This is a genomic window from Pseudomonas nabeulensis (genome assembly GCF_004682045.1).
Classification (GTDB): domain Bacteria; phylum Pseudomonadota; class Gammaproteobacteria; order Pseudomonadales; family Pseudomonadaceae; genus Aquipseudomonas; species Aquipseudomonas nabeulensis.
Genome location: NZ_QUZT01000058.1, coordinates 1 through 26,856, shown reverse-complemented (window position 1 = coordinate 26,856; position 26,856 = coordinate 1). Strand labels below are relative to the sequence as shown.

Genomic DNA, 26,856 nt, shown 5'->3' with positions numbered 1-26,856 from the left:
GTGCAACCGTTGGAGAGAAAAGTTTTGCGGATATTTCGTATTATGGTATACCAACATTCAATCCGCCGAACAGCTGTCATCACTGGCACGCTCCAGATTGGCGAGAGTACTTAAGGGCCCGCAGTCGACAGGCCGATCACAATAGATCCGAGGTAAGCGTCATGAAGTTTTCCCTGTTCGTACACATGGAACGTTGGGATGAGAGCGTCAGCCACCGTCAATTGTTCGAAGACCTGACCGAACTGACCCTGATGGCCGAGGCCGGTGGTTTCAGCACCGTCTGGATTGGCGAACACCACGCCATGGAATACACCATCTCGCCAAGCCCGATGCCGCTGCTGGCTTACCTCGCAGCCAAGACCACCACCATCCGCCTCGGCGCCGGCACCATCATCGCGCCGTTCTGGCACCCGCTGCGGGTGGCGGGCGAATGCGCATTGCTCGATGTGATCAGCAACGGTCGTATGGAAGTCGGCCTGGCCCGTGGTGCTTACCAGGTTGAGTTCGACCGCATGGCCGGCGGCATGCCCGCCTCCAGCGGCGGCCAGGCCCTGCGCGAGATGGTGCCGGTGGTGCGTGCGCTGTGGAAAGGCGACTACGCCCACGACGGCGATATCTGGAAATTCCCCACCTCCACCAGCGTGCCCAAGCCGCTGCAGCAGCCCACCCCGCCGATGTGGATCGCCGCCCGCGACCCGGACTCCCACAACTTCGCGGTGGCCAACGGCTGCAACGTGATGGTCACGCCGTTGATGAAAGGCGACGAAGAAGTCCTCGACCTGAAAAACAAATTCCAGGCTGCGCTGGACAACAACCCCGACGTACCGCGCCCGCAACTGATGGTGCTGCGTCACACCCACGTCCACGCTGAAAATGATCCGGAAGGCTGGAAAGTCGGGGCCAAGGCGATCGCGAAGTTCTATCGCACCTTCGATGCCTGGTTCGGCAACAAGAGCGTGCCGGTCAATGGCTTCCTTGAGCCAAGCCCGGAAGAGAAATTCGCCGGGCGCCCAGAGTTCGAACTGGACAGCCTGCACAAGACCGCAATGATCGGCACCGCCGCCGAGATCATCCCGCGCATCCAGTACTACCAGGAACTGGGAGTGGATGAGTTCAGCTTCTGGTGCGACAACAGCCTGTCCCATGCCGAGAAGAAGAAGTCGTTGGCGCTGTTTATCGAGCAGGTGGTGCCGGCGTTTCGCTGATTAAGTGAAAAAAGGGCAGCTGCCGCCGAGCTGCCCTGACAGCGGTTGATATCAAACTGGAATCACCCACCTCTCTTGCCCTACACTACCCTCCTGTTCATGCCTTCCTAACTGGCATTTGCCGTTCCCCTCCTTGAACGCCGATCCGCTCTGACCGCTCAAAGCGTTCAAGCAGGCGTACGCGTAAGTTTATTTGCCATCGGAAGGCCCTATGACTCAATCACTCGAACGGTTTACCCAGGCCCAAAGCTCAACCTACAAGCAGGCCTTGGCCGAGCTTGAATGCGGCCAAAAACATGGCCACTGGATGTGGTTCATCTTCCCTCAACTACGCGGCCTGGGTTTCAGCGAGAACGCAATCTATTACGGACTGCAAGGTGCCGAAGAGGCACGTGCCTACCTTCTACACCCGTACCTGGGCCCGAGACTCGAATGTGTCACACAGGCAGTACTGGATTCATCCACACCGCTACTGGACTTATTCGGGGAGATTGATGCACTGAAATTCGCCTCCTGCATGACGTTGTTTGCACATGTCGCGAATGACGGTTCTATCTATGCAAGGGCGCTGAAGCGCTTGTGCGACGCGGATACAAAAACACTTGAGATACTGAGCGAGCAAGAAAATGGTAATGAGTGATTATGAAAAGTTGGCCTCTGTGGTCCAAATCGTCGTGGCAATACTTGCCTTCATCTCCGTGTACCTGGTGGTGCGACAGATCAAGATCCTGACCTCTCAGCTCAAGGCCACGCAACTGGCTTCTGAAGCACAGAGCATTATTTCGATTGTTGAGTTCTTGCAGACCACCGAGGCGCGCGAAGCACGGGAAACGGTCCGGGCAAAGTTGTCCGAACTGCATCATGACGCGTGGGATGAGCGACAAAACCAGCATGCCTCGCTGGCCTGCGCCAATTACGATGTGGTGGCAGCACTTCTGCGCGTAGATCTGATCCAGAACAAACACGTCATTATCGAAAACTGGGCGCCCAGCATTATTCATTGCCACCGAGTGCTTTCTCCTTTTATTGAGAAAAAACGCATCCTGGCCGGTGGCGACCGTAAATACTGGAGCAACTTCGATTGGCTGCGCGATCAATGCCCTCGAAGCTGAACGCATTTGTTGAGGTGAGACAGTGAAGTCAGAAGCCATTTTCAACCAGACCGTCGAACGGCTGCGGACAGCCAGACATGTGGTTATTTCTACCGGCGCCGGTATTTCCGCTGAAAGTGGCATCGCCACGTTTCGCGCCCCTTCAACCGGGCTCTGGTCCCGCTACAAAAGCGGTGAGCTGGCTAAGGTCGAAGCTTTTGAGCGCAACCCTGCACTGGTCTGGGGCTGGTATACATGGCGACGCATGGAGGTCAGAAATGCGCAGCCCAATGCGGCGCATGAGGCCGTCGCAGCGCTCATGCAGTGCCTGCCTCGCGTGACCCTCATCACGCAAAACGTAGACGATCTGCACGAACGAGCGGGCTCAAAAGATGCGATCCACCTTCACGGGCACTTGGCCACTGCTCGTTGCTTTACCTGCAGCAAACCCTATCTCGACACCCTGCCGGTGATTGCCAATCCAGAAGCAGGCCCCTTGGACCCGCCCAATTGCCAACACTGCGGAGGCCTGATTCGCCCCAACGTCGTCTGGTTCGGCGAAGGCATGCCGCAGGACGAACTGCAACGCGCCCGCGCAGCAGTACTTGACTGCGACGTGATGCTGTCCATCGGCACCTCCGGCAATGTAGCGCCAGCGGTATTCCTTCCAACAAGGGCCTTTGAACAAGGAGCCTGGGTCGTACACATCAATCTCGAAGCGTCTTCAACGGCGGCGGGCAGCACCTTGGTAGGGCCTGCAACCACCTGGCTACCCAGGCTTGCACACGCCTTGATCGCCGTCTAAACCTTAAGGCAGCGTTGACGCGCGCTGCCGGTGATGTGCGATAGGCCTACCTACTTCACACCCTGGGCGACATTTAGCCACACTCCATCATCGCAGCACCTGTAATAGTCTATTGCAGGACTCTAATGTACTAACCAGTTACTTATCTTGCTAAAATCGCGTCTTTGCCCTCTCACCTTCGAGCATTTATCGATATGAAACGAGCATCGCGCGCCGCTGGCGTCTCTAGATTCATCCTGCTGGGCCTGGGCGTGATCATCGCCCTGCTCGGCGTGGCGCTGGCCGTTGGCGGCGTCAAACTGGTCACCCTGGGGGGCTCCTGGTACTTCCTGATCGGCGGCCTGGCCATGGCCATTTCCGGTCTATTGATCGCCCGCCGCAAGCCGGCCGGTGCCTGGTTGTTCGCCGCGTTCCTGGTCGGCACGGCCATCTGGGCCATCGCCGACGTTGGCCTGGTGTTCTGGCCGCTGTTCTCCCGCGTGTTCATGTTTGCCGCCATCGGCATGGTGGTAGCGCTGGTTTACCCACAATTGGTCGGCCGGCCTGCACGGGGCGCCTACGGCGTTGCGGCGGTATTGGCCGTCGGCGTGGCAGTGGCGGCGGGCAATATGTTTGTCGCCCACCCAAGCGTTGCGCCAACCGGCAACGGCCCAGGCATCACGCCAGTGGCCGCAGCCGATGCACAGAAAGACTGGGCCCACTACGGCAACACCGAAGGTGGCAGCCGCTTCGCCGCGCTGGACCAGATCAACCGCGACAATATCGACAAACTCAAAGTGGCGTGGACCTACCACACCGGTGACGTGGCAATCAGCGACGGCAACGGCGCGGAAGACCAGCTCACTCCGTTGCAGATCGGCAATAAAGTCTTCATCTGTACACCGCACAACAACCTGATCGCCCTCGACGCCGACACCGGCAAAGAGCTGTGGAAGAACGAAGTCAACGCCAAGTCGGCGGTATGGCAGCGTTGCCGTGGCATGGCCTACTTCGACGCCACCGCGCCGATTGCCCAGCCAACCCAGCCCAACAGCTCGCCGATCATTGCCGGCACCGTCGTCCCTGGCGCGCAATGCCAACGCCGCTTGCTGACCAACACCATCGATGCCCGCCTGATCGCAGTCGATGCCGACACCGGCAAATTCTGTGAAGACTTCGGCACCCATGGCCAAGTCGACCTGAAAGCCGGCCTGGGCAATGTGCCCGACAGCTACTACCAACTGTCCTCCGCCCCGCTGATGGCAGGCACCACCGTGGTCGTCGGCGGCCGCGTCGCTGACAACGTGCAAACCGATATGCCAGGCGGCGTGATCCGTGGTTTCGACGTGATCACCGGGCAAATGCGCTGGGCCTTCGACCCGGGCAACCCGGAAGACAAAAAAGCGCCAGCCGAGGGCAGCACCTATGTGCGCAGCACCCCGAACAGCTGGGCGCCGATGTCCTACGACCCGCTGATGAATACCGTATTCCTGCCGATGGGCAGCTCGTCCACCGACATCTACGGTGTGGAACGCACTAACCTCAACCACAAATACGGCGCGTCCGTGCTGGCACTGGACGCCTCCACCGGTGCTGAAAAGTGGGTGTACCAGACCGTCCACAACGACCTGTGGGACTTCGACCTGCCGATGCAGCCAAGCCTGATCGACTTCACCCCACCGGGTAGCGACAAGGCCGTCCCTGCGGTAGTGATCGGCACCAAGGCCGGCCAGATCTACGTACTGGACCGCGCCACCGGCAAGCCGCTGACCGAAGTCAAAGAAGTACCGGTCAAGGCCGCCAACATCCCGAACGAGCCGTACTCGCCCACCCAACCGAAATCGGTCGGCATGCCGCAGATCGGCGCGCAAACCCTGACCGAATCGGACATGTGGGGCGCCACGCCGTACGACCAGCTGCTGTGCCGCATCGACTTCAAAGGCATGCGCTACGAAGGCCTGTACACCGCGCCTGGCATGGATAAATCCCTGAGCTTCCCGGGCTCGCTCGGCGGCATGAACTGGGGCAGCATTTCCACCGACCCGGTGCACGGCTTTATCTTCGTCAACGACATGCGCCTGGGCCTGTGGATCCAGATGATCCCGTCGCAGAACAAGGCCCAGGCCTCGTCCGGTGGCGAAGCGCTGAACACCGGCATGGGCGCCGTGCCGCTCAAGGGCACGCCGTATGCCGTGAACAAAAACCGCTTCCTGTCGGTGGCCGGCATTCCATGCCAGGCGCCGCCGTTCGGCACCCTGACCGCGATCGACATGAAGACCCAGAAGGTCGCCTGGCAAGTACCGGTGGGCACCGTTGAAGACACCGGCCCACTGGGCATCCGCATGCACTTGCCGATCAAGATCGGCCTGCCAACTCTGGGCGGCACCCTGTCGACCCAAGGCGGCCTGATCTTTATCGCCGGCACCCAGGACTTCTACCTGCGCGCCTTCAACAGCGCCAACGGCGATGAAATCTGGAAATCCCGCCTGCCGGTCGGCAGCCAGGGTGGTCCGATGACCTACGTTTCGCCGAAAACCGGCAAGCAGTACGTGGTCATCACCGCGGGCGGTGCGCGTCAGTCCACTGACCGTGGCGACTACGTGATCGCCTACGCCCTGCCTTAACGCTCCCTGTTCGCGCGGTGCTCCCCCGGCACCGCGCTTTCTGCCTGGAATAACCCGCATGACCCCTACTTCTCATCTTCCCCTTGGGCGCCTGCTGCTGGGCCTGGCCCTGGGTGCCGCACTGCCCGTGCAAGCCGATGACACCACCCTGACCGGCGACTGGGGCGGCCTGCGCCGCGAACTCGACGAGCAAGGCATCCGCTTTACCGGCGACTACAGCGGCGAAACCGCCTACAACGCCAACGGCGGCCTGCACCGCTCGGCGCGCTATTCGCAGAACCTCAAGCTCGGCGTGCAGTTCGACCTGGGCAAGCTGTACGGCTTCAACAATGGCGACCGCATCCAGCTCACCATCAACGACCGTCGCGGCAACAGTGCTTCCGAGGATTTGGTGGGCAACCGCCTGCCGATCCAGGAAAACTACGGCGGCCTCTATACCCGCCTCACCGAGTTGAGCTACGAGCGCACGCTGTTTACTCCGGCACTCAACGTCAAGCTCGGCTATATGGCCATGGGCAATGACCTCGGCGGCCTGGACAGCGGCATCCTGTGCAACTTCATGAACGCCGGTTTCTGCGGACACCCGCTGAACATGTCCGGCGGCAGCGGCTGGACCAACTACCCGAATGCCCGATTGGGCGCGCGGGTGAAATATGACTTCTCGCCCAACTGGCAATTGCGCGTGGCGGCGTTCAACGTCGACCCGGAGAGCAACGGCAATTCCAGCCGCGCCTGGAAGCTGAGCCCCAAGCACACCACCGGCACCGTGGTGCCGATTGAACTGGTGTACAAACACGCAGGCAAACTGCCGGGCGAATACAAGCTGGGCTACTACTACGACAGCTCCGACGTGAAGCGCATCGGCAGCAACAAGGACGTCAGCGGTCGCAGCGGCCATTACTTGCTGATCGACCAGGCCGTATGGGCCTCGGACACCTCCGCCGGTCGTGTGCTGCACGCCTTCGGTCAGTACTCCGCCGCCAGCGAAGCGGCCTCGCCGTTCAGCAAGTGGTATGGCGCAGGCGTGGTGCTGTACAAGCCGTTCGAAGGCCGACCACGTGACACCCTGGCCCTGGGCTACGGTCGCGCCGTGCCCAATCCGCGCAGTCGTGAGGTGCAGGAGCTGGCCGCGTTCAACGCCGGCACCGACTACCCCAACCTGAACAATGCCGAACAGCTGATCGAACTCAGCTACGGCTACCAGGCTACCCCATGGCTGACCCTGCGCCCGGATGTGCAATACATCATCGAGCCAGGGGCGTTTTCCGGTGACAACATCGACAACGCACTGGTGCTTGGCCTGCAGGTCAAAGCGGTATTCTGAACCGGCTCACTTGTCGCCAGGCGGCAAGGCCCTGTTCGCCTGTTCGAGCGCAGTGATGCGCTCGACTTTCGCCCCGGAGCGCTCTGCTTCGAACTCCGATTCCAAAAAGACTTTAACGATGCTCTTGGCCAGCTCGGGCCCGATCACCCGTGCACCAATGGACAGGATCTGCGCATCGTTGCTCTTGCGTGCGCGCTCGGCGGAATAAGTGTCATGGGCCTGGGCCGCCCGCACGCCTTTGATCTTGTTCGCCGAAATCGCCATGCCGATACCGGTGCCGCAAATCAACACACCCAAACGCTGTTCACCTGCTCCCACCGCCATAGCCACCGCCGCCGCAATGTCCGGGTACAACACCGGGCTGGACGAATAGCAGCCGAAATCCTCAACCCCGTAGCCCAGGCTTTCGATGTAGTGCTTGAGTAATGCCTTGAGCTCGAACCCCGCCTCATCGCAGCCAACGGCCACCGAAAACCTTGTTTGTGCACCCATCACTGTTTCTCCGACAGAACGATCAAATGATCACTCACTGAAATTATGCACAACCATTAGCGAATGACTCACTGGACGTTGTCAAGCCTTATTTAAAGCGTGAAACCGGTTAAAACTGTAAATCCACTGGATGAGCCCGTGCCAGACCATTGACAAAACCGCCCCAAGCAGTTTAAACATATGATCACTATCCGATCATATGATCAGATACACCTAATAAGAAAATCAGCAAGAGGACACACCGATGGCCACGCCATTACTGCTCCAGGCTGAACACGTTTCCAAAGCCTACGCGGGCGTCCCGGCCCTGCGAGACGGGCGCCTCTCCCTTCGCGCTGGCAGCGTGCACGCCCTGTGTGGCGGCAACGGCGCCGGCAAATCGACTTTCCTCAGTATCCTGATGGGCATCACCCAGCGTGACGCCGGCACCATCCTGCTCAATGGTCAGCCGGTGCAGTTTGATCGCCCCAGCGCGGCCCTCACTGCCGGCGTGGCGATGATCACCCAGGAGCTGGAACCCATCCCTTATATGACGGTGGCGGAGAATATCTGGCTGGGCCGCGAGCCGCGCCGCGCGGGTTGCATCGTCGACACCAAGGAACTGAACCGACGTACCCGCGAGCTGCTGCAAAGCCTGGAGTTCGAGGTGGACGCCACCAGCCCCATGCACCGCTTGAGCGTGGCTCAGATTCAACTGGTGGAAATCGCCAAGGCGTTCAGCCATGACTGCCAAGTGATGATCATGGACGAGCCCACCTCGGCCATCGGCGAACACGAAGCGCAAACCCTGTTCAGGGCCATCCGCCGCCTGACCGACCGAGGCGCCGGCATCATTTACGTGTCGCACCGCCTCAGCGAACTGGCGCAGATTGCCGATGACTACAGCATCTTCCGTGACGGCGCCTTTGTCGAAAGCGGGCGCATGGCAGATATTGACCGCGCCCACCTGGTGCGCGGCATCGTTGGCCAGGAGCTGCAACGCATCGACCACAAGGTCGGCCGCGAATGCGCCGCCACCACCTGCCTCGACGTCAGCGGCCTCAGCCGCAACGGCGAGTTCCAGGACATCAGCCTGCAACTGCGCCAGGGCGAGATCCTCGGCATCTATGGGCTGATGGGCTCCGGGCGCAGCGAATTCCTCAATTGCCTGTACGGCCTGACCCTGCCGGATGCCGGCAGCGCCACCCTGCAAGGCCAACCGCTGCCCACCGGCACGCCCGCCGCGACGATTCGCGCCGGCATGTCGCTGGTCACCGAAGACCGCAAAGACAGCGGCCTGGTGCTCAGTGGCAGCATCCTCGCCAACATTGCGCTGTCGGCCTACAAGCAACTGTCGAGCTGGTCGGTGATCAATGCGCGCAAGGAAAACGCCCTGGCCGAAAGCATGGTCAAGCGCCTGCAAATCAAAATCTCGTCCCTGGACTTGCCGGTGGAGTCCATGAGCGGCGGCAACCAGCAGAAAGTGGTGCTCGCCAAATGCCTGTCGACCCAGCCGATCTGCCTGTTGTGCGATGAGCCCACACGCGGCATCGACGAGGGCGCCAAGCAGGAGATCTATCACCTGCTGGACGAGTTCGTGCGGGCCGGTGGCGCGGCGATTGTGGTGTCGTCTGAAGCGCCGGAGCTGTTGCACCTGAGTGACCGAATCGCGGTGTTCAAGGGCGGCCGCCTGGTGACCGTCAGCAGCGACACCGCCCTTTCCCAGGAAGCCTTGTTGAGTCTTGCCTCATGAACAGTAAAGTCCTTGCCGCCCCCGTCACTGCCCCGCCGCGCAATCGCCTGCGCCTGTCCCTCGACCGCTTCGGCCTGCCGCTGGTGTTTATCCTGCTGTGCGTGGTGATGGCGTTTTCCAGCGAATACTTCATGACCTGGCGCAACTGGATGGACATCCTGCGCCAGACCTCCATCAACGGCATCCTCGCCGTGGGCATGACCTACGTGATCTTGACCAAGGGCATCGACCTGTCGGTGGGCTCGATCCTGGCCTTCGCCGGCTTGTGCAGCGCCTTGGTCGCCACCCAGGGCTACGGCCTGCTGGCGGCGGTGAGCGCGGGGATGTTTGCCGGGGCCATGCTGGGCGTGGTCAACGGCTTTATGGTGGCCAACCTGAGTATCCCGCCGTTCGTGGCCACCCTCGGCATGCTCAGCGTGGCGCGGGGCATGACGTTTATCCTCAACGACGGCAGCCCGGTCACTGACCTGCCGGACGCGTTTCTCGCCATGGGCATCGGTAAGCTTGGGCCTATCGGTGTGCCGATCATTATCTTTGCGGTGGTGGCGCTGATCTTCTGGATGGTGCTGCGCTACACCACCTACGGGCGCTATGTGTACGCGGTGGGCGGCAATGAAAAAAGCGCGCGCACCTCCGGCATCGGCGTGCGCAAGGTGACGTTTTCGGTGTATGTGATTTCCGGGCTGTTGGCAGGCCTGGCCGGTGTGGTGCTGGCGGCGCGGACCACCTCGGCGTTGCCCCAGGCGGGTGTGTCTTATGAGCTGGACGCGATTGCGGCGGTGGTGATCGGCGGCACCAGCCTCTCCGGTGGCACCGGCAGCATTGTCGGCACCTTGTTCGGCGCGCTGCTGATCGGCGTGATCAACAACGGCTTGAACCTGCTCGGGGTGTCTTCGTATTACCAACAAGTGGCCAAGGGGTTGATCATCGTGCTGGCGGTGTTGATCGATGTCTGGCGCAAGAAAAAACGCTAAGTGGAGTGTGTGCAATGTCCAATTTCTGGAACCAGGCGTTCGACCTCACCGGCCGTTGCGCCGTGATCACCGGGGGCGCCGCCGGTATCGGCCTGGCCTGTGCCAATTTGTTGGTGGAGCGTGGCGCCAGGGTCGCCTTGCTGGATCGTGATCCGTCGGTGGTCGACGTGGCGGCCAGCCTTGGCAGCGGTCATTTAGGGCTGGTCGCCGACTTGCGCCAGCTGGAATCGGTACAGCTTGCAGTGGATCAAGCCGTCGCCGGGCTTGGGCGCATTGATTACCTGGTCAACAGCGCCGGTGTCGCGCTGCTGGACAAGGCGCTGGACGTCAGCGAAAGCGCCTGGGACACCACCCTGGACATCAACCTCAAGGCCAGTTTTTTCGTGGCCCAGGCCTGCGCTCGACACATGATCGAGCGCGGTGGCGGGCGCATCGTCAACCTTGCCTCCCAAGCCGCGGTAATCGGCCTGGACCGGCATGTGGCCTACTGCGCCAGCAAGGCGGCGGTGGTGGGCATGACCAAGGTATTGGCGATGGAATGGGCACCCCATGGCATCAACGTCAACGCCGTATCGCCGACCATCGTCGAAACCGCCCTGGGCAAGAAAGCCTGGGCCGGTGAGCTGGGGGAACGGGCCAAGTTGCAGATCCCGGTGGGCCGCTTCGCGCAGCCAGAAGAAATCGCCGGGCTGGTGCTGTATTTGGTCAGCGACGCGGCCAAGATGATCACCGGCGAAAACGTGGTGATCGACGGCGGCTACAGCATTCAGTAATCCGATTCCAGACGAATAAGAACAAGGACACACCCTATGAATCGAGTCATCAATGATCCAGACCTGGTGGTCGAGGACATGCTCGCGGGCATCCTCCTGGCGCACCCGGAACTGGTGCAGTACGAAAGCAACCCACGGGTCATTCGCAAGGCTAAAACCTCACCCGCCGGACGGGTCGGCATCGTGACCGGTGGCGGCTCGGGGCATGAGCCGGCGTTTCTCGGTTATGTCGGCCCGGGGCTGGTAGACGCGGTGGCGGTCGGTGAAATCTTCTCCTCGCCCACCGCCAAAAGTTTCTTCGATGCATTCCGCGCCGCCGACCAGGGCGCGGGCGTGGCGTGTCTGTACGGCAACTACGCCGGCGACAATATGAACGTGAAGCTGGCGATGAAAATGGCCGCCAGCAAAGACCTTCAGATCCGCACGGTGGTGGCCAACGACGACGTGGCTTCCGCCCCGCCCGCCGATATCGCCAAGCGTCGCGGCGTGGCCGGCGAGATCTTCATGTGGAAGATCGGCGGTGCCGCTGCTGCCCAAGGCTACGACCTCGACGGCGTCATCCGCGTGGCACAGAAAGCCGTGGACCACTGCCGCTCCATCGGCGTGGGCCTCACGCCCTGCACCATCCCGGCGGTGGGCAAGCCGAACTTCCAGATTGCCGATGGGCTGATGGAACTGGGCATCGGCCACCATGGCGAGCCGGGCATCGAAGTAGTGCCGGTGGAGTCGGCCGCGGCCATGGCCGAGCGCATGCTCGCGCCCATCTTGGCCGACCGCGACTTCAACCAGGACCAGAGCGTGGTGGTGCTGGTGTCGGGCCTGGGCGCCACGCCGGTGATGGAGCTGTATATTTTCTACGCCGAGGTCGAGCAACAACTGCGCGCCAAGGGCCTGCGGGTTCATCGTTGCTACGTGGGCAACTACTTCACTTCGCTGGAAATGATGGGCGTGACCCTGACCCTGCTCGGCCTCGATGCCGAACTGAGCAACCTGATCGACCAACCCTGCCGGTCCATCGGCATGACCCAGGCGGAGTAGCCCATGAGCGAGCATTTCCCCAGCAATACCGGCAGCGCTATCGTTACCAACCTGGTGTCGATCATCGTTGCCAATCGCGAATACCTCAGCGAAGTAGACGGCGCCATCGGCGACGGCGACCACGGCATCAACATGGCCAAGGGCTTTTCCCGTTGTGGCAAGACCCTGGAAGGTCGTGAACTCTCCTTGGCCGAAGCGCTGGACGAACTGACCCTGGCGCTGATGGAAGGCATCGGCGGCTCCATGGGGCCGCTCTACGGCAGCCTGTTTATCGGCATGGCCGACGAGGTGCGTGGCCGCGATAGCATCGATGCGGCGACCTTCGCCAAACTGCTGCGGGGAGGCCTGACTTCATTGCAGGACATCAGTGATGCGGGGGTGGGCGACAAGTGTTTGATGGATACGCTGATTCCGGCGGTGGAAGCGTTTGAACGCGCGCAAGCCAGTGGCGCGTCGTTCCGTGATGCCCTGAACCAGATGAAAAGCGCAGCGTCCCAGGGCCGTGATTCCACCCGAGATCTGGTGGCCAGGATTGGTCGCGCCAGTCGTCTGGGGGAACGCTCTCTTGGTGTGCTGGATGCTGGTGCGGTGTCGTGCTGCCTGATCCTCACCAACCTCGCCGAATCGGTCGAAGCGCGCTTGGTGGCCTAACGGACACACCGCCCTCGACCTGATGCATGAGATCAAATGTGGGAGGGGGCTTGCCCCCGATAGCGGTGTATCAGCAACAGATTTATTGGCTGACACACCCTTATCGGGGGCAAGCCCCCTCCCACATTTAGCTCTGTGCCTGGCTCGAAAACCAAGCACACCGCCCCTCCCCCCATCTGTAGACCTACCGCCGTGTCGCATCATCCAGCGCGAGGATCGTGTAGGCATTCGACACAGTCGTCGCCAACGTATTGATCACCCCAGAACGCAACGCGCCAAGGGTGGCTGCGGCCTTGGTGTTTTCGCTGGCAATCGCCACCACGTCCGGAATACGCACCAGCTCTTGCACCGTCAAGCCGATCACCCTGCCCTGCATGGCGTTGATCGCCGGTTGGCCGTGGATGTCGATAAAGTCGTAGCCCATCATGTCGCCGACGGTGCCGGACACCCGGGCCTGGGCGATTTCCTGGGGTGAGAACCAGCCCATGCGCACCATGTTGCTGTTCTCGCTCATGTCGCCGATGCCGATCAGGGCGATATCGGCGCGGCGCGCACGGTCGAGGGTGGAGCGCACGGTGTCGTTGTTGATCAGCACACTGCGCAGTTCCGGGTTGGCCACCAGGGCCGGGGCGTACAACGTTTCGCTCTCGGCGCCGAAGCGCAACGCCAGGCGCCGGCAGATATGGTCGGGGTTCATGTATTCGCCGGCCTTGAGCGAGCCGCCAATCGCGCACACAAAGGTGCAGTTGCGCGTCACCGGCAGGAACACATTATCGGCCACCGCGCCGACGTTGCGGCCCATGCCCACGGCGACGATCATGCCGTCGCTGAGGGTCTTGTTCAGGTAGTTGGCGACCAGGCTGGCCACGGCCGAGCGCTGGGTGTCGGGGTCGCCGTGGTCCACCGCGATCAGTGCCCGATCCAACTGGAAGCGCGCCACCAACGCCTGCTCCAGCTCAGTGTTCAAGGCCGGATGCTGCAACACCCGAACCTCCACCACCCCTTCATCACGGGCGCGCTTGAGCAAGCGGCTGACCTTGACCCGGGACAGGTCGAAGCGCTTGGCAATGGCTTCCTGCGTGATGTTGTCGAGGTAATAAAGCATGGCCACTTCGGTCATCAGGTCGATGTCGCTGGCGGCACGCTGGGCACTGTCGGTCATGGGAGCTTCCATTTACGCCACAAAAAACCATTCTCCCTAGACTCTGCGGTGCAAGTCCAGCGGCGAATGCGCCTTACAGCGTGTCCCAGAACACTTGCGCCGAAGAACTGATGGGCGCCGAGGGCCGCGTGAGGTGGATTTCCAAGGGGATATCCCAGCTCTCATCGAGCGCCCGTACCAGGCGGCCGTCGGTCACTTCCTGCTCGGTCAGGCTCTTGGGCAGCCAGGCCACGCCTTTGCTTTCCAGGGCCATGGACATCAACACCGCCGCCAGATGGCTGCTGAACAAGGGCTTGAGGTGCAGGTAGTCTTCCTTGCCGCGCAGGCGATGACCGACGATACGCCCCAGGCCCGACTCATGGGTGTAGGCCAGATACGGCAATGCCGCTGGAGAGGTGTCGACGTTGGCCGAGGGGCTGGCCAATGGCACCAGCACATCCTCACCCACCTTCTTGCTGATGAACTGATCCGGCGCCAGCAACGGCGGTACATCCGGATGACGATGGCACAGCAGGAATTGCACCTGCCCGTGGATCAGCATCTGTTCGCACACCACCATGCTGTCCGAATGCAGTTGCACCGCCTCGATGGGCGCGCCCTTCTCCGCATTGCGCAACCAGCGCGGAAAGAAGGTGAATGACAACGAGTGGGTAGCGGCAAAATTCAGAGTCTTGGCGGCCATCCCGGCGACTTCCTGGGCCTCGTTGCGCAGGCGATACAAGCGCCGCGCGGCCTCCTGGGCACCCGGCAGAATCTGCCGGCCCGCCTCGGTCAGCGTGGCGCCTTGCGGGGTGCGCACGAACAGCTCGACGCCCATCCAATGCTCCAGGGAGCGCACGCGGCGGCTGAACGCCGGTTGCGTCACATGCCGCGCTTCGGCGGCCCGTACGAAACTGCCGTACTCGGCCAGGGCGGAAAAATCTTCAAGCCAAACCAATTCCAAGGGCCATGCCTCCTGTGCATAGGGCGCGGCATTAATAGCATTGGGCGGGTGCCCTCGCAACGCCTAACGTGGGGCCACCTACAACAAGAGGAACCCGTCATGCGTATCGTAGACATCCGCGAAAAAACCGTTTCCATCGCCTCGCCCATTGCCAATGCCTATATCGATTTCTCGAAAATGACCTGCTCGGTGGTCGCCGTTGTCACGGATGTGATTCGCGACGGCAAACCGGTGATCGGCTACGGTTTTAACTCCAACGGCCGCTACGGCCAAGGCGCACTGATGCGCGACCGTTTCCTGGCACGTATCACCGAAGCCGACCCTGAATCCCTGCTGGACAAGGAGCACGACAACCTCGACCCGTTTGCCATCTGGAAAACCCTGATGACCAACGAAAAACCCGGCGGCCACGGTGAGCGTTCAGTGGCCGTGGGCACTATCGACATGGCGGTGTGGGACGCGGTGGCCAAGATCGAAGGCAAGCCGCTGTACCGCCTGCTGGCGGACCGTTATCGCAACGGCGTGGCCGACGACAAAGTCTGGGTCTACGCCGCCGGCGGTTACTACTACCCAGGCAAGGACGACGCCAAGCTGCAAGACGAAATGCGCGGCTACCTGGATCGCGGCTATGACGTGGTCAAGATGAAGATCGGTGCCGCACCGCTGGCGGACGATATCCGCCGTATCGAATCGGTGATCAAGGTGGTGGGCGACGGTCGCCGCCTGGCGGTGGATGCCAACGGTCGCTTCGACCAGGCCACCGCCATTGCCTATGCCGAAGCCCTCAAGCCGTACAACCTGTTCTGGTACGAAGAGGCCGGCGACCCGCTCGACTACGCATTGCAAGCCGAACTGGCCAACCACTATGACCTGCCGATGGCCACCGGCGAAAACCTGTTCTCCCACCAGGACGCGCGCAACCTGTTGCGCCACGGCGGCATGCGCCCGGACCGCGACTTTGTGCAGTTCGACTGCGCCCTGTCCTATGGCCTGGTGGAGTACATGCGCACCCTCACGGTCATGGAAGACATGGGCTGGTCGTCGCGCCGCGTGGTGCCCCATGGTGGTCACCAGATGTCGCTGAACATCGCCGCCGGCCTGCACCTGGGCGGCAACGAGTCGTACCCGGACGTGTTCCAGCCATTCGGCGGTTTTGCCGACGGTATTCGCGTCGAGAACGGCTATGTCGGCCTGCCGGATATTCCAGGCGTCGGCTTTGAAGCCAAGTCCGCGCTGTACGCCGTGATGCGTGAGCTGGGCGAAGGCTGATGATCACAGGCCCGGGCCTCCTGGCAACAGAGGCCCGGGCTTAACCACACACACCATCACAACAATAAAATGAGGTGCTCCCGTGGAAAACTCCAAATCCCGCTGGTACAGCCAGCTGTATGTCCAAGTGCTGATCGGCATCGTGATCGGCGCCGCCATCGGCTACCTGCAACCGCAGTTCGGTGCCAAATTGCAGCCGTTTGCCGATGGTTTTATCAAGCTGATCAAGATGCTGCTGGCGCCGATCATTTTCGGCACGGTGGTGGTGGGTATCGCCAAAATGGGCAGCATCAAGGAGGTCGGCAGAATCGGCGTCAAAGCCCTGCTGTACTTTGAGATCTTGTCCACCATCGCCCTGGTGATCGGCCTGATCGTGGTCAACCTGGTCAAGCCCGGTGAAGGCATGAACATCAACGCCGGCACGCTGGACGGCAGCGCCATCAGCAAGTACAGCCAGGCCGCGAGCGAGCAAGGCGGCACCATCGACTTTTTCCTGAATATCATCCCGCACACCTTCCTGGGTGCGTTTTCCAATGGCGTGATGCTGCAAGTCATCCTGCTGTCGGTGCTGATGGGTGTGGCCCTGGTGCAAATGGGTGAAACCAGCAAGCCGCTGATCAATACCATCGACCTGTTCCTGCAAGGCCTGTTCAAGATCGTGGCCATGGTGATGCGCCTCGCGCCCCTCGGCGCCGGTGCGGGCATGGCCTTCACCATCGGTAAATACGGGATCGGCACCCTGCTCTCCCTCGGCCAACTGCTGGTGGCGCTGTATGTGACCACGTTGATATTTATCGTGGTGGTGCTGGGCGCGGTGGCGCGCTGGTCGGGCATGCCGCTGATGGTGTTCTTGCGTTACTTCAAGGATGAAATCCTCATCACCCTGGGCACCTGCTCCACCGAGGCGGTGCTGCCGCGCATGATGGTGAAACTGGAAAAACTGGGCTGCAAGAAGTCCGTGGTCGGCATGGTGCTGCCCACCGGCTACACCTTTAACGCGGACGGTACGTGCATCTACCTGACCATGGCGGCGATCTTTATCGCCCAGGCCACCAACACGCCGCTGACGTTCATGGACCAGATGATTCTGCTGGGGGTGTTCCTGCTGACCTCCAAAGGTTCGGCGGGCGTGGCCGGTGCAGGTTTCGTCACCTTGGCAGCAACACTCACCACCATCCACTCGATCCCGTTGGTGGGGCTGGTCTTGCTGCTGGGTATCGACCGCTTCCTCAATGAAGCGCGGGCGGTCACCAACCTGATCGGCAACGGTATTGGCACCCTGGCCATTGCCAAGTGGGACAACTCGTTTGACGTGGCGGCGTGTGAGCGTGAGATTGCGGCGATGAAACACGAGAAGGCGTCGCGCAAGGCGTTGGTGGCCCAGGAGAGCAAATCATGAGTGTGGGAGGGAGCTTGCTCCCGATAGCGTCTTGTCAGTCAGCACACCTGCCAGCAGACCCACCGCTATCGGGGGCAAGCCCCCTCCCACAGTAGATACCGACACCTATAGCGAAACCCCCTGCTGATACTCCCGAGGCGTACACCCAAACTCGCGGCGAAACACCGTGTGCAGGTACTGCGCCGACTTGAACCCGCACTGCTGGGCAATATCGGCAATCGCCAGGCGGTTGCCTTGCAGGCCCTTGGCGGCGCTGGCGAGTTTGAAGCGCAGGATCTCGTCATGCACGCTGCAATCGCGCTCCTTGCGAAAGTGCGATTCCAGCGATGAGCGCGACACCCCAACATAAGCCGCCACCTGGGCAGTCTTGATGCCCTGGCACGCGTATTGGCGGATAAACAACAAGGCCTGCATCACGTAGGGGTTGCCCAACGGTTGATGCAGACTGGACGCCTGCACATTGATCGCCTCCGGCGGCACCAGGATCTGCTCGGCGGTGCAGGGTTTGCCGTGAAGCATCTGGTGTAACAGTGCAGCGGCAGTGCGGCCCATGGTTTCCGTGCCCTGGATCACCGAGCTGAGCGGCACCCGTGTGAGGGTGCGGGTCAGTGGGTCGTTGTCGATGCCGATCAAGGCGACTTCTTCCGGCACGGCAATCCCGGCGGTCAGGCAGGCCTGCAATAGCTGCCTGGCGCGGGCGTCGGTGACGGCGATGATGCCGATGGGTTTGGGCAGGCTTTGCAGCCAGGCGATCTGCTGCTCCACGGCGCTGTCCCACAACGGCGCACTGGTGCCGAGCCCGCGATAGATCTCCACCGGCAAACCATCGCGTTGCATCAAGCTGCGAAAGGCTTTTTCCCGCTCCTGGGCCCAGCGGTTGGCCTGGGCTTCGGGCAGGCTGAAACAGGCAAAGCGGGTCAGGCCGGCCTCGATCAAGTGTTCATAGGCCAACTTCATCAAGGCATGGTTATCAGTCGCCACGTAGGGAATGCCCTTCGGATACGCCCGCCCATCGGCATACGAGCCCCCCACCGCCACCACTGGCAACGTGCTCCCCGCCAGCGCCTCGCCGATCAACGGGTCATCGAAGTCGGCAATGATGCCGTCGCCCTGCCAGCGCTCGATGCCCTTGAGACGGCACAGAAAATCCTCTTCGAGGAACAAGTCCCAGGACGCACGGGTGCTGCTCAGGTAATTGCCGATGCCGGCGATGATGCCGCGGTCGTAGATTTTGCTGCCGTTGAAGAGCAAGGCGATGCGGTGCACGGGCGGTAGGGTTTTCATTGTTGTTGTCCTGAGGCCGGTCGAGACAGACTAGACCTCGCCACTCAAAATCGCACCACCCCTTGGTGATTTTCATAATTTTCGCCCCCAGCCCCGTTGCTAGTATCCAGGCACCGCCAAGAACAATAAGGAAAACGCCATGCCGTACTTCCCCGGTGTCGAGCAGGTTCGCTTCGAAGGCCCCGACAGCGATTCTCCCCTCGCCTTTCGCCATTACGACGCCAATAAACTCATCCTCGGCAAACCCATGCGCGAACACCTGCGCATGGCGGCCTGTTATTGGCACACCTTTGTGTGGCCAGGCGCAGATATGTTTGGGGTGGGCACGTTCAAGCGCCCTTGGCAACGCAGCGGCGAGCCCATGGCAGTGGCCATCGGCAAGGCGGAGGCGGCGTTTGAGTTCTTCTCCAAACTGGGCATCGATTACTACAGCTTTCACGACACGGACGTCGCCCCCGAAGGCAGCTCACTCAAGGAATACCGCAACCACTTCGCGCAGATGGTCGATCACCTGGAGCGGCATCAGGAACAAACGGGGATCAAGCTGCTGTGGGGCACCGCCAATTGCTTCAGCAACCCGCGTTTTGCCGCCGGCGCCGCCAGTAACCCGGACCCGGAAGTATTCGCCGTGGCGGCCGCCCAGGTGTTCAGTGCGATGAATGCAACACGGCGTCTCAAGGGTGCCAACTACGTGCTGTGGGGTGGTCGTGAAGGTTATGAAACCCTGCTCAACACCGATCTGAAACGCGAGCGCGAACAGCTCGGGCGCTTTATGCGCATGGTGGTGGAGCACAAGCACAAGATAGGTTTTAAAGGCGACCTGCTGATCGAGCCCAAGCCCCAGGAGCCGACCAAGCACCAATACGATTACGACAGCGCCACGGTGTTCGGCTTCCTGCATGAGTACGGCCTGGAACACGAAATCAAGGTCAATATCGAGGCCAATCACGCCACCCTGGCCGGGCACAGTTTTCATCATGAAATCGCCACTGCCGTGTCCCTGGGGATCTTCGGCAGCATCGACGCCAACCGGGGCGACCCGCAGAACGGCTGGGACACCGACCAGTTCCCCAACAGTGTCGAGGAGATGACCCTGGCCACCTATGAAATCCTCAAGGCTGGTGGTTTCAAGAATGGCGGCTATAACTTTGATTCCAAGGTCCGTCGCCAGAGCCTGGATGAGGTGGACCTGTTCCACGGGCATGTAGCCGCCATGGATGTGCTGGCCCTGTCGCTGGAACGTGCCGCAGCCATGGTGCAGAACGACCGATTGCAGCAGTTCAAGGACCAGCGTTACGCCGGTTGGCAGCAGCCGCTGGGCCAGGCCGTGTTGGCGGGGGAATTCAGCCTGGAGTCGTTGGCTGAGCATGCGTTTGCCAATGAGCTGAACCCGCAAGCGGTGAGTGGTCGACAGGAGATGCTTGAAGGGATCGTGAATCGGTTTATTTATCGTTAACCCTGTGTCACGACGATGCAATTGTAGTGAGCGGGCTTGCCCCGCGCTGGGTGGCGAAACCGCCCCAAAACCTGACATCTCGTTGTAACTGGAGAAACTCGGTGCCTGGGTTGGGGCCGCTTCGCAGCCCAGCGCGGGGCAAGCCCGCTCACTACAACAAGTAAGTGTTTGTTTTGAGTCTTCCAACAAAAATAAAAGGACGCACAACCATGAAACGCACGCTTATCGCCACTGCCCTCGCCCTGCTCGCCTTGCCGGTGATGGCCGACTCGGCCCACCCGAAAATCGGGTTTTCCATCGACGACCTGCGCCTGGAACGCTGGTCCCGCGACCGTGACTATTTCGTCGCCGCTGCGGAAAAACTCGACGCCAAGGTCTTCGTGCAATCGGCCGATGCCAATGAGCAAAAACAGATATCCCAGATCGAAAACCTGATCTCCCGTGGCGTCGATGTGATCGTCATCGTGCCGTTCAACGCCACCGTACTCACCAACGCCGTGGCCGAGGCCAAGAAGGCCGGGATCAAGGTGGTGTCCTATGACCGTCTGATCCTTAACGCCGATATCGACGCCTACATCTCCTTCGATAACGAAAAGGTCGGCGAAATGCAGGCCAGCGGTGTGTTGCAAGCGGCGCCCAAGGGCAATTACTTCCTGCTCGGCGGCGCGCCCACCGACAACAACGCCAAGGTACTGCGCGAAGGCCAGATGAAGGTGCTGCAACCGGCCATCGACAAGGGCGATATCAAGGTGGTGGGCCAGCAATGGGTCAAGGAATGGAACCCCACCGAGGCGCTGAGCATCGTCGAAAACGCCCTGACCCGTAACAACAACAAAATCGACGCCATTGTCGCCTCCAACGACGCCACCGCCGGCGGTGCGATCCAGGCCCTGGCCGCGCAGAAACTGGCGGGCAAGGTGCCGATCTCCGGGCAAGACGCCGACCTCGCTGCCATCAAACGCGTGATCGACGGCACCCAGACCATGACCGTGTACAAGCCCCTCAAGCTGATCGCCTCGGAAGCCGCCAAGCTCTCGGTGCAACTGGCACGCAATGAAAAACCCACCTACAGCTCGCAATACGACAACGGCAGCAAACAGGTCGACACCATCCTGCTCACCCCCACACCGCTGACCAAGGCCAATATCGATCTGTTGGAGAAGGACGGTTTCTATACCAAAGAGCAGATTGCCGGGCAATGACCGCCATGCCCGACTCCCTGCTGCAAATGAACGGCATCGTCAAAACCTTTGGCGGTGTCAGAGCCCTCAACGGCATCGACCTCCACGTGCGGCCGGGGGAATGCGTCGGCCTGTGCGGCGAGAACGGTGCGGGAAAATCCACCTTGATGAAGGTGCTGTCGGCGGTCTATCCCCACGGCACCTGGGAGGGCGAAATCCTCTGGGACGGGCAACCGCTCAAGGCCCAGTCCATCAGCGAAACCGAGGCCGCCGGGATCGTGATCATCCATCAGGAACTGACCCTGGTGCCCGACCTCTCCGTGGCTGAAAACATCTTTATGGGCCACGAGCTGACCTTGCCCGGCGGGCGCATGAACTACCCGGCCATGCTCCACCGCGCCGAAGCCTTGATGCGTGAACTCAAGGTGCCGGACATGAACGTGGCGCTGCCGGTGTCGCAGTACGGCGGCGGCTACCAGCAACTGGTGGAAATCGCCAAGGCCCTCAACAAACAGGCGCGCCTGTTGATTCTCGACGAGCCCTCCTCGGCCCTGACCCGCTCGGAAATCGAAGTGCTGCTGGACATCATCCGAGGCCTCAAGGCCAAGGGCGTGGCCTGCGTGTACATTTCCCACAAGCTCGATGAAGTGGCGGCGGTGTGCGACACCATTGCGGTGATTCGCGATGGCAAGCACATCGCGACCACCGCAATGGCTGAGATGGACATCACCAAGATCATCACCCAGATGGTCGGCCGTGAGATGAGCAACCTCTATCCCACTGAGCCGCACACCATTGGCGAGGTGATTTTCGAGGCACGCAACGTCACCTGTTATGACGTGGACAACCCCAAGCGCAAACGCGTGGACGATATTTCCTTCGCGCTCAAGCGCGGGGAAATCCTTGGTATCGCAGGGCTGGTGGGCGCCGGGCGCACCGAGTTGGTGTCGGCACTGTTCGGCGCCTATCCCGGCCGCTACAGCGCTGAAGTGTGGCTGGACGGCCAGGTAATCGACACGCGCACCCCGCTCAAATCCATCCGCGCCGGGCTGTGCATGGTCCCCGAAGACCGTAAGCGCCAAGGCATCATCCCCGACTTCGGCGTGGGCCAGAACATCACCCTGGCGGTGCTCGACACCTACGCCAACATGACCCGCATCGACGGCGAGGCCGAACTGGGCAGTATCGACCGGCAAATCGCCCGCATGCACCTGAAAACCGCCAGCCCGTTCCTGCCGATCACCAGCCTGTCCGGCGGCAATCAGCAGAAAGCGGTGCTGGCAAAAATGCTCATGGCCAAGCCCCGTGTGCTGATCCTCGATGAACCCACACGCGGCGTGGACGTGGGCGCCAAGTATGAGATCTACAAGTTGATGGGCGCCCTCGCGGCTGAAGGGGTGGCGATCATCATGGTCTCCTCGGAGTTGGCCGAGGTGCTGGGGGTGTCCGACCGCGTGCTGGTGATCGGCGAAGGTCAGTTGCGCGGCGACTTCATCAACCAAGGCCTCACCCAGGAACAGGTGCTCGCCGCCGCGCTCAGCCATAACAACAATAATGATCGGAAGACCGCGTAGATGACCCAGGTGAAACAGCTGTTTACCCGCTACAAAATGCTCGCCCTGGTGATCGCCGTGGCGGTGATCTGGGTGTTTTTCAGTTGGCAGACCGAGGGTGGGTTTCTCACGCCGCGCAACCTGTCCAACTTGCTGCGGCAGATGTCGATCACCGGGATATTGGCGTGCGGCATGGTGCTGGTGATTATCAGCGGCGAGATTGATTTATCGGTGGGCTCGTTGCTGGGATTATTGGGCGGGTTGGCGGCGATTCTGGACGTGGTGTATCACGTGCCGTTGCTGGCCAACCTGAGTCTGGTGGCGTTGTGCGGGCTGATGATTGGGTTGGCCAATGGGTACATGACGGCCTATCTGCGTATCCCCTCGTTTATCGTCGGTCTGGGCGGGATGTTGGCGTTTCGCGGGATTCTGCTGGGGATTACCGGCGGCACCACCATTGCGCCGGTGTCGCCATCGCTGGTGTATGTGGGCCAGGGGTATTTGCCCCACTCGGTAGGTATCGGGCTCGGCGTTTTGTTGTTTGCGTTGACGCTTTTTTTAACTTGGAAACAGCGGCGCAATCGCGCACTGCATGGGTTGGCGGCGCACTCACTGGTACGTGATCTGGTGCGTGTTGCGGTGATCGGTGCGGTGTTGGCCGGATTTGTCAGCACCCTCAACAGCTATGACGGCATTCCCGTGCCGGTGCTGCTATTGCTGGTTCTGTTGGGCGTATTCAGCTACGTCACCAGCCAAACCGTATTCGGCCGTCGCGTCTATGCGGTGGGCAGCAATATGGAAGCCACGCGCCTGTCGGGTATCAACGTGCAGGCGGTCAAGTTGTGGATCTTCGGCATCATGGGCGTGATGTGCGCGCTCGCCGGTTTGGTCAACACGGCACGCCTTGCGGCGGGGTCACCGTCTGCGGGGAATATGGGCGAACTGGATGCCATCGCCGCGTGTTTTATCGGCGGCACCTCGATGCGCGGCGGCTCGGGCACGGTGTATGGCGCGTTGCTGGGGGCGTTGGTGATTACCAGTCTGGATAACGGTATGTCGATGCTGGACGTGGACAGTTACTGGCAGATGATCGTGAAGGGCAGCATTTTGGTGGTAGCGGTCTGGGTGGATGTGAGTACGCGAGCGGGGCGACGGTGAGTCGTCGCCCCGCTCACACAGTCAGCTGTTAGGGGTAACCGCCAACGCACTCAGGTCCAGATGCCCCTCCTTGATGGGTGGGCACCAGTAATAGCCACCGGTCAACGGTGTGCTGATGCGGTACAGGCCATCGACAATGCCGTCTTCCAGCCCGCTCATGCGGCGCAATTGCGCTTCGAACGCCTCGAAGGAATGGCCGAACGCCAGGAACATCAACCCTGCCTGGCCGTTTTCGGCCCATGGCATGGAGCGGCGTACCACGAAGGCTTCCGGGGTGAAGCTTTCCTGGGCCGTACGCTTGGTGTGGGCGGACGCGGGGGCGTCGTCGAGTTCTTCGTTGTCGCCATGGCGGCGGCCAATGATGTGGTCGCGCTCCTGGGCCGGCAATGCGGCGAAACCGTCGAGGTCGTGCTGCCATTGCTGGATCGCGGCAAAGCTGGCGCCGCTGCCTGTCAGGGCGGCTTCGACGGCGGCGTCGTCGTGGGGGTTTTCGGTGCCGTCTTCGTAGTCGGTGAGGTCGAAACCGGTCTTGTAGCGGAAGCCTTCGGTCATCTGCACCAGGCGAAAGGCCGGGGACAGGGCCTTTTCAAACCCACGGCTGCGCAGCAACAGTTCACCGCGATCCTCGCCGTGCAGCCACACCCACAGCGCTTGCTGGGTCGACGGGTTATGCGCCCCCGGCCCGCTGACGGTCGGGAAACTGCGCAGGCCTTCGACCTGTGCACCCAGTGCGCTTACCAGCGGCTCGCCGAACCCGACCACTGCCGCCGAATCGGTCAACTGCACCAGTGCGTCCAGCGCAGCGGGTACAGCGGCCAGGGAATCCACGGCAAAAAACAGATGGCGTGCCTGCAATGGCACCGGTGCGGCAAGAATGCCCGGCTGGTACTGACTCATGTGAACTCCTTCAAGAAAGCCGCGCAGTTTACCCGGCGATGAACAAGAAAGCGCGCAAGCCTTGCCATAGAGCCTGTTGTTGGGTGACTCTCTAGTCATGTTTTGCAACTATTCCAGGGGTAGCGACATGACCACCAGCAATCTGCTCGCCCAGCTGTTTCCCAACTCCGCCGCCGAGATTCCCGAGCAATTCCAACTCGGCGCGCCCATTGAACAGCGTGATTACCTGGTCGACGGCCAGTTGCAGGTGTGGGACGGCCCGCTGGCCAAGGTGCAAAGCCCGGTGCAGTTGGGCGACACGCGGGTACATATCGGCAGCACGCCGTTGCTGGACGCCGACACCGCCCTCACCGCCCTCGACGCCGCCGTGCGCGCCTACGACCGTGGCCAGGGCGAGTGGCCGACGATGCGCGTGGCCGAGCGCATCCAGCACGTCGAAGCGTTTTTGCGGCGCATGCGCGAACAGCGCGACACGGTGGTCAAGCTGCTGATGTGGGAAATCGGCAAGAACCTCAAGGACTCGCAAAAAGAGTTCGACCGCACCTGTGACTACATCACCGACACCATCAACGCCCTCAAGGAACTGGACCGCCGCTCCAGCCGCTTCGAGCTGGAACAGGACACCCTCGGCCAGATCCGCCGCGTGCCGCTGGGCGTGGCGCTGTGCATGGGCCCTTACAACTACCCGCTCAATGAGACGTTCACCACGCTGATCCCGGCATTGATCATGGGCAACACCGTGGTGTTCAAGCCGGCCAAGCTCGGCGTGTTGCTGATCCGCCCACTGTTGGAAGCGTTCCGCGACAGCTTCCCGGCCGGGGTGATCAACGTGATCTACGGCAGCGGCCGCGAAACCGTCAGCGCGCTGATGGCCAGCGGCAAGATCGATATCTTTGCGTTTATCGGCACCAACAAGGCCGCCAGCGATTTGAAAAAACTGCACCCCAAGCCACACCGCCTGCGTGCGGCGCTGGGCCTGGATGCGAAAAACCCAGGCATCGTGCTGCCCGAGGTAGACCTGGACAATGCGGTGAACGAGGCCGTCACCGGCTCACTGTCATTCAATGGCCAGCGCTGCACCGCGTTGAAAATCCTGTTTGTGCATGAGGATGTGGTCGAAAGCTTTATCGAGAAATTCAACCAGAAGCTCGCCACCCTCAAGCCGGGGATGCCATGGGACGACGGCGTAGCACTGACGCCGCTGCCGGAAGTGGGCAAGGTGGATTACCTCAACGGCCTGGTGACCGACGCCGCCGCACACGGCGCCCGGGTGGTGAACCCCAACGGCGGTGAAAGCCGCGGCTCGTTCTTCTACCCGGCGGTGCTGTACCCGGTGAACCCGCAGATGCGCGTGTACCACGAGGAGCAGTTCGGCCCGGTGGTGCCAATCGTGCCGTACCGCGACCTGGAGACCGTGATCGAGTACGTGCTGGACTCGGACTTTGGCCAGCAACTGAGCATCTTCGGCACCCACGCCGTGGAAGTCGGGCGCCTGGTGGACACCTTCGCCAACCAGGTCGGTCGCATCAATATCAACGCCCAATGCCAGCGCGGGCCGGATACGTTCCCGTTCAACGGCCGCAAGAACTCGGCCGAGGGCACGTTGTCGGTACATGACGCGTTGCGGGTGTTTTCGATCCGCACCCTGGTGGCGACCAAGTTTCAGGAGAGCAACAAGGCGTTGGTCAGCGATATTCTGCGAAACCGTGACTCGAGCTTCCTGACGACCGACTACATCTTCTGAATGGTCGCAGAGCAACAATGTGGGAGGGGCGGTGCGACGATTCGACTTGCCCCCGATGGCGGTCGGTCAATCACAGATGTGCTGGCTGAACTCCTGCAATCGGGGGCTTGCCCTAATGCCAG

Annotated in this window: 23 protein-coding genes; 18 read left to right on the top strand and 5 right to left on the bottom strand. The window is 61.4% G+C overall.

Annotation, left to right across the window (positions count from 1 at the left end):
- The first annotated feature begins 161 nt into the window (after window positions 1–161).
- The 6 genes from DYL61_RS24230 (at window position 162) to DYL61_RS24205 (ending at window position 7,028) form a co-directional block, all read left to right on the top strand.
- Window positions 162–1,205, top strand: a complete 1,044-nt coding sequence (locus tag DYL61_RS24230) for an LLM class flavin-dependent oxidoreductase (RefSeq protein ID WP_105699084.1) — start codon at window positions 162–164, stop codon at window positions 1,203–1,205.
- Window positions 1,206–1,416: 211 nt separating this feature from the next.
- Window positions 1,417–1,845, top strand: a complete 429-nt coding sequence (locus DYL61_RS24225; RefSeq protein WP_135310435.1) for a DUF1810 domain-containing protein — start codon at window positions 1,417–1,419, stop codon at window positions 1,843–1,845.
- Entirely contained in the window at window positions 1,838–2,317 is a 480-nt protein-coding gene (locus tag DYL61_RS24220; protein WP_135310434.1) for a DUF4760 domain-containing protein, read from the top strand. Before DYL61_RS24225 ends, DYL61_RS24220 begins: the two co-directional genes overlap by 8 nt.
- 22 nt (window positions 2,318–2,339) lie before the next feature.
- Window positions 2,340–3,101 (top strand): SIR2 family NAD-dependent protein deacylase, encoded by a 762-nt coding sequence (locus tag DYL61_RS24215; protein WP_135310433.1) that lies wholly within the window; start codon window positions 2,340–2,342, stop codon window positions 3,099–3,101.
- A 194-nt stretch (window positions 3,102–3,295) separates the two neighbouring features.
- Window positions 3,296–5,704 carry a glucose/quinate/shikimate family membrane-bound PQQ-dependent dehydrogenase gene (locus tag DYL61_RS24210; RefSeq protein ID WP_135310432.1) on the top strand — a complete coding sequence of 803 codons (2,409 nt, stop codon included), beginning with the start codon at window positions 3,296–3,298 and terminating at the stop codon, window positions 5,702–5,704.
- A 58-nt stretch (window positions 5,705–5,762) separates the two neighbouring features.
- Window positions 5,763–7,028, top strand: coding sequence for a carbohydrate porin (locus DYL61_RS24205; protein ID WP_135310431.1), 1,266 nt, complete (start codon window positions 5,763–5,765; stop codon window positions 7,026–7,028).
- A 6-nt stretch (window positions 7,029–7,034) separates the two neighbouring features.
- On the opposite strand, the gene rpiB is transcribed toward DYL61_RS24205, so the two are convergent.
- On the bottom strand, window positions 7,035–7,520 hold the full coding sequence (rpiB, locus tag DYL61_RS24200) for a ribose 5-phosphate isomerase B (RefSeq protein WP_135310430.1): 486 nt from the start codon (window positions 7,518–7,520) through the stop codon (window positions 7,035–7,037).
- 244 nt (window positions 7,521–7,764) lie between these two features.
- Between rpiB and DYL61_RS24195 the strand changes: the two genes are divergently transcribed.
- The 5 genes from DYL61_RS24195 to dhaL are packed head-to-tail and all read left to right on the top strand — an operon-like array spanning window position 7,765 to window position 12,688.
- A complete protein-coding gene (locus DYL61_RS24195) occupies window positions 7,765–9,252 on the top strand; it encodes a sugar ABC transporter ATP-binding protein (protein ID WP_135310429.1) in 1,488 nt (495 codons plus the stop codon).
- Window positions 9,249–10,226, top strand: coding sequence for an ABC transporter permease (locus tag DYL61_RS24190; RefSeq protein ID WP_105699094.1), 978 nt, complete (start codon window positions 9,249–9,251; stop codon window positions 10,224–10,226). Before DYL61_RS24195 ends, DYL61_RS24190 begins: the two co-directional genes overlap by 4 nt.
- Window positions 10,227–10,240: 14 nt before the next feature.
- Complete coding sequence (locus DYL61_RS24185) at window positions 10,241–10,999, top strand: SDR family oxidoreductase (RefSeq protein ID WP_135310428.1); 759 nt, start codon at window positions 10,241–10,243, stop codon at window positions 10,997–10,999.
- Window positions 11,000–11,035: 36 nt separating this feature from the next.
- Window positions 11,036–12,037, top strand: a complete 1,002-nt coding sequence (locus tag DYL61_RS24180; RefSeq protein ID WP_135310427.1) for a dihydroxyacetone kinase subunit DhaK — start codon at window positions 11,036–11,038, stop codon at window positions 12,035–12,037.
- Between the two features lie 3 nt (window positions 12,038–12,040).
- Window positions 12,041–12,688, top strand: coding sequence for a dihydroxyacetone kinase subunit DhaL (gene dhaL / locus DYL61_RS24175; RefSeq protein ID WP_135310426.1), 648 nt, complete (start codon window positions 12,041–12,043; stop codon window positions 12,686–12,688).
- A 184-nt stretch (window positions 12,689–12,872) separates the two neighbouring features.
- On the opposite strand, the gene DYL61_RS24170 is transcribed toward dhaL, so the two are convergent.
- Both DYL61_RS24170 and DYL61_RS24165 read right to left on the bottom strand, forming a co-directional pair.
- Window positions 12,873–13,850 carry a sugar-binding transcriptional regulator gene (locus DYL61_RS24170; protein ID WP_135310425.1) on the bottom strand — a complete coding sequence of 326 codons (978 nt, stop codon included), beginning with the start codon at window positions 13,848–13,850 and terminating at the stop codon, window positions 12,873–12,875.
- A gap of 73 nt (window positions 13,851–13,923) precedes the next feature.
- On the bottom strand, window positions 13,924–14,793 hold the full coding sequence (locus DYL61_RS24165) for a LysR family transcriptional regulator (protein WP_135310424.1): 870 nt from the start codon (window positions 14,791–14,793) through the stop codon (window positions 13,924–13,926).
- Window positions 14,794–14,892: 99 nt separating this feature from the next.
- Between DYL61_RS24165 and DYL61_RS24160 the strand changes: the two genes are divergently transcribed.
- Window positions 14,893–16,062, top strand: a complete 1,170-nt coding sequence (locus tag DYL61_RS24160) for a mandelate racemase/muconate lactonizing enzyme family protein (protein WP_135310423.1) — start codon at window positions 14,893–14,895, stop codon at window positions 16,060–16,062.
- An 82-nt stretch (window positions 16,063–16,144) separates the two neighbouring features.
- The gene (dctA, locus tag DYL61_RS24155) at window positions 16,145–17,461 is read left to right on the top strand and encodes a C4-dicarboxylate transporter DctA (RefSeq protein WP_135310422.1); all 1,317 of its coding nucleotides are present in this window, start codon (window positions 16,145–16,147) and stop codon (window positions 17,459–17,461) included.
- Window positions 17,462–17,566: 105 nt separating this feature from the next.
- On the opposite strand, the gene DYL61_RS24150 is transcribed toward dctA, so the two are convergent.
- Window positions 17,567–18,745: a XylR family transcriptional regulator gene (locus tag DYL61_RS24150; protein WP_135310421.1), complete on the bottom strand. Its 1,179-nt coding sequence runs from the start codon at window positions 18,743–18,745 to the stop codon at window positions 17,567–17,569.
- Window positions 18,746–18,884: 139 nt separating this feature from the next.
- Between DYL61_RS24150 and xylA the strand changes: the two genes are divergently transcribed.
- From xylA to DYL61_RS24130, 4 genes are all read left to right on the top strand, one after another.
- Entirely contained in the window at window positions 18,885–20,201 is a 1,317-nt protein-coding gene (gene xylA / locus DYL61_RS24145) for a xylose isomerase (protein ID WP_135310420.1), read from the top strand.
- A 209-nt stretch (window positions 20,202–20,410) separates the two neighbouring features.
- Window positions 20,411–21,403 carry a D-xylose ABC transporter substrate-binding protein gene (gene xylF, locus DYL61_RS24140; RefSeq protein WP_135310419.1) on the top strand — a complete coding sequence of 331 codons (993 nt, stop codon included), beginning with the start codon at window positions 20,411–20,413 and terminating at the stop codon, window positions 21,401–21,403.
- Window positions 21,400–22,956, top strand: a complete 1,557-nt coding sequence (gene xylG, locus DYL61_RS24135) for a D-xylose ABC transporter ATP-binding protein (RefSeq protein WP_420825089.1) — start codon at window positions 21,400–21,402, stop codon at window positions 22,954–22,956. The genes xylF and xylG overlap by 4 nt, the downstream gene beginning before the upstream one ends.
- On the top strand, window positions 22,957–24,093 hold the full coding sequence (locus tag DYL61_RS24130; RefSeq protein WP_135310417.1) for a sugar ABC transporter permease: 1,137 nt from the start codon (window positions 22,957–22,959) through the stop codon (window positions 24,091–24,093). It abuts the gene before it with no gap.
- Between the two features lie 21 nt (window positions 24,094–24,114).
- Here the strand turns inward: DYL61_RS24130 and DYL61_RS24125 are convergent, their stop codons facing one another.
- Window positions 24,115–24,990 (bottom strand): Dyp-type peroxidase, encoded by an 876-nt coding sequence (locus DYL61_RS24125; RefSeq protein ID WP_135310416.1) that lies wholly within the window; start codon window positions 24,988–24,990, stop codon window positions 24,115–24,117.
- A gap of 127 nt (window positions 24,991–25,117) precedes the next feature.
- Between DYL61_RS24125 and DYL61_RS24120 the strand changes: the two genes are divergently transcribed.
- Window positions 25,118–26,734, top strand: coding sequence for an NADP-dependent glyceraldehyde-3-phosphate dehydrogenase (locus tag DYL61_RS24120; RefSeq protein WP_135310415.1), 1,617 nt, complete (start codon window positions 25,118–25,120; stop codon window positions 26,732–26,734).
- Window positions 26,735–26,856: the final 122 nt, after the last annotated feature.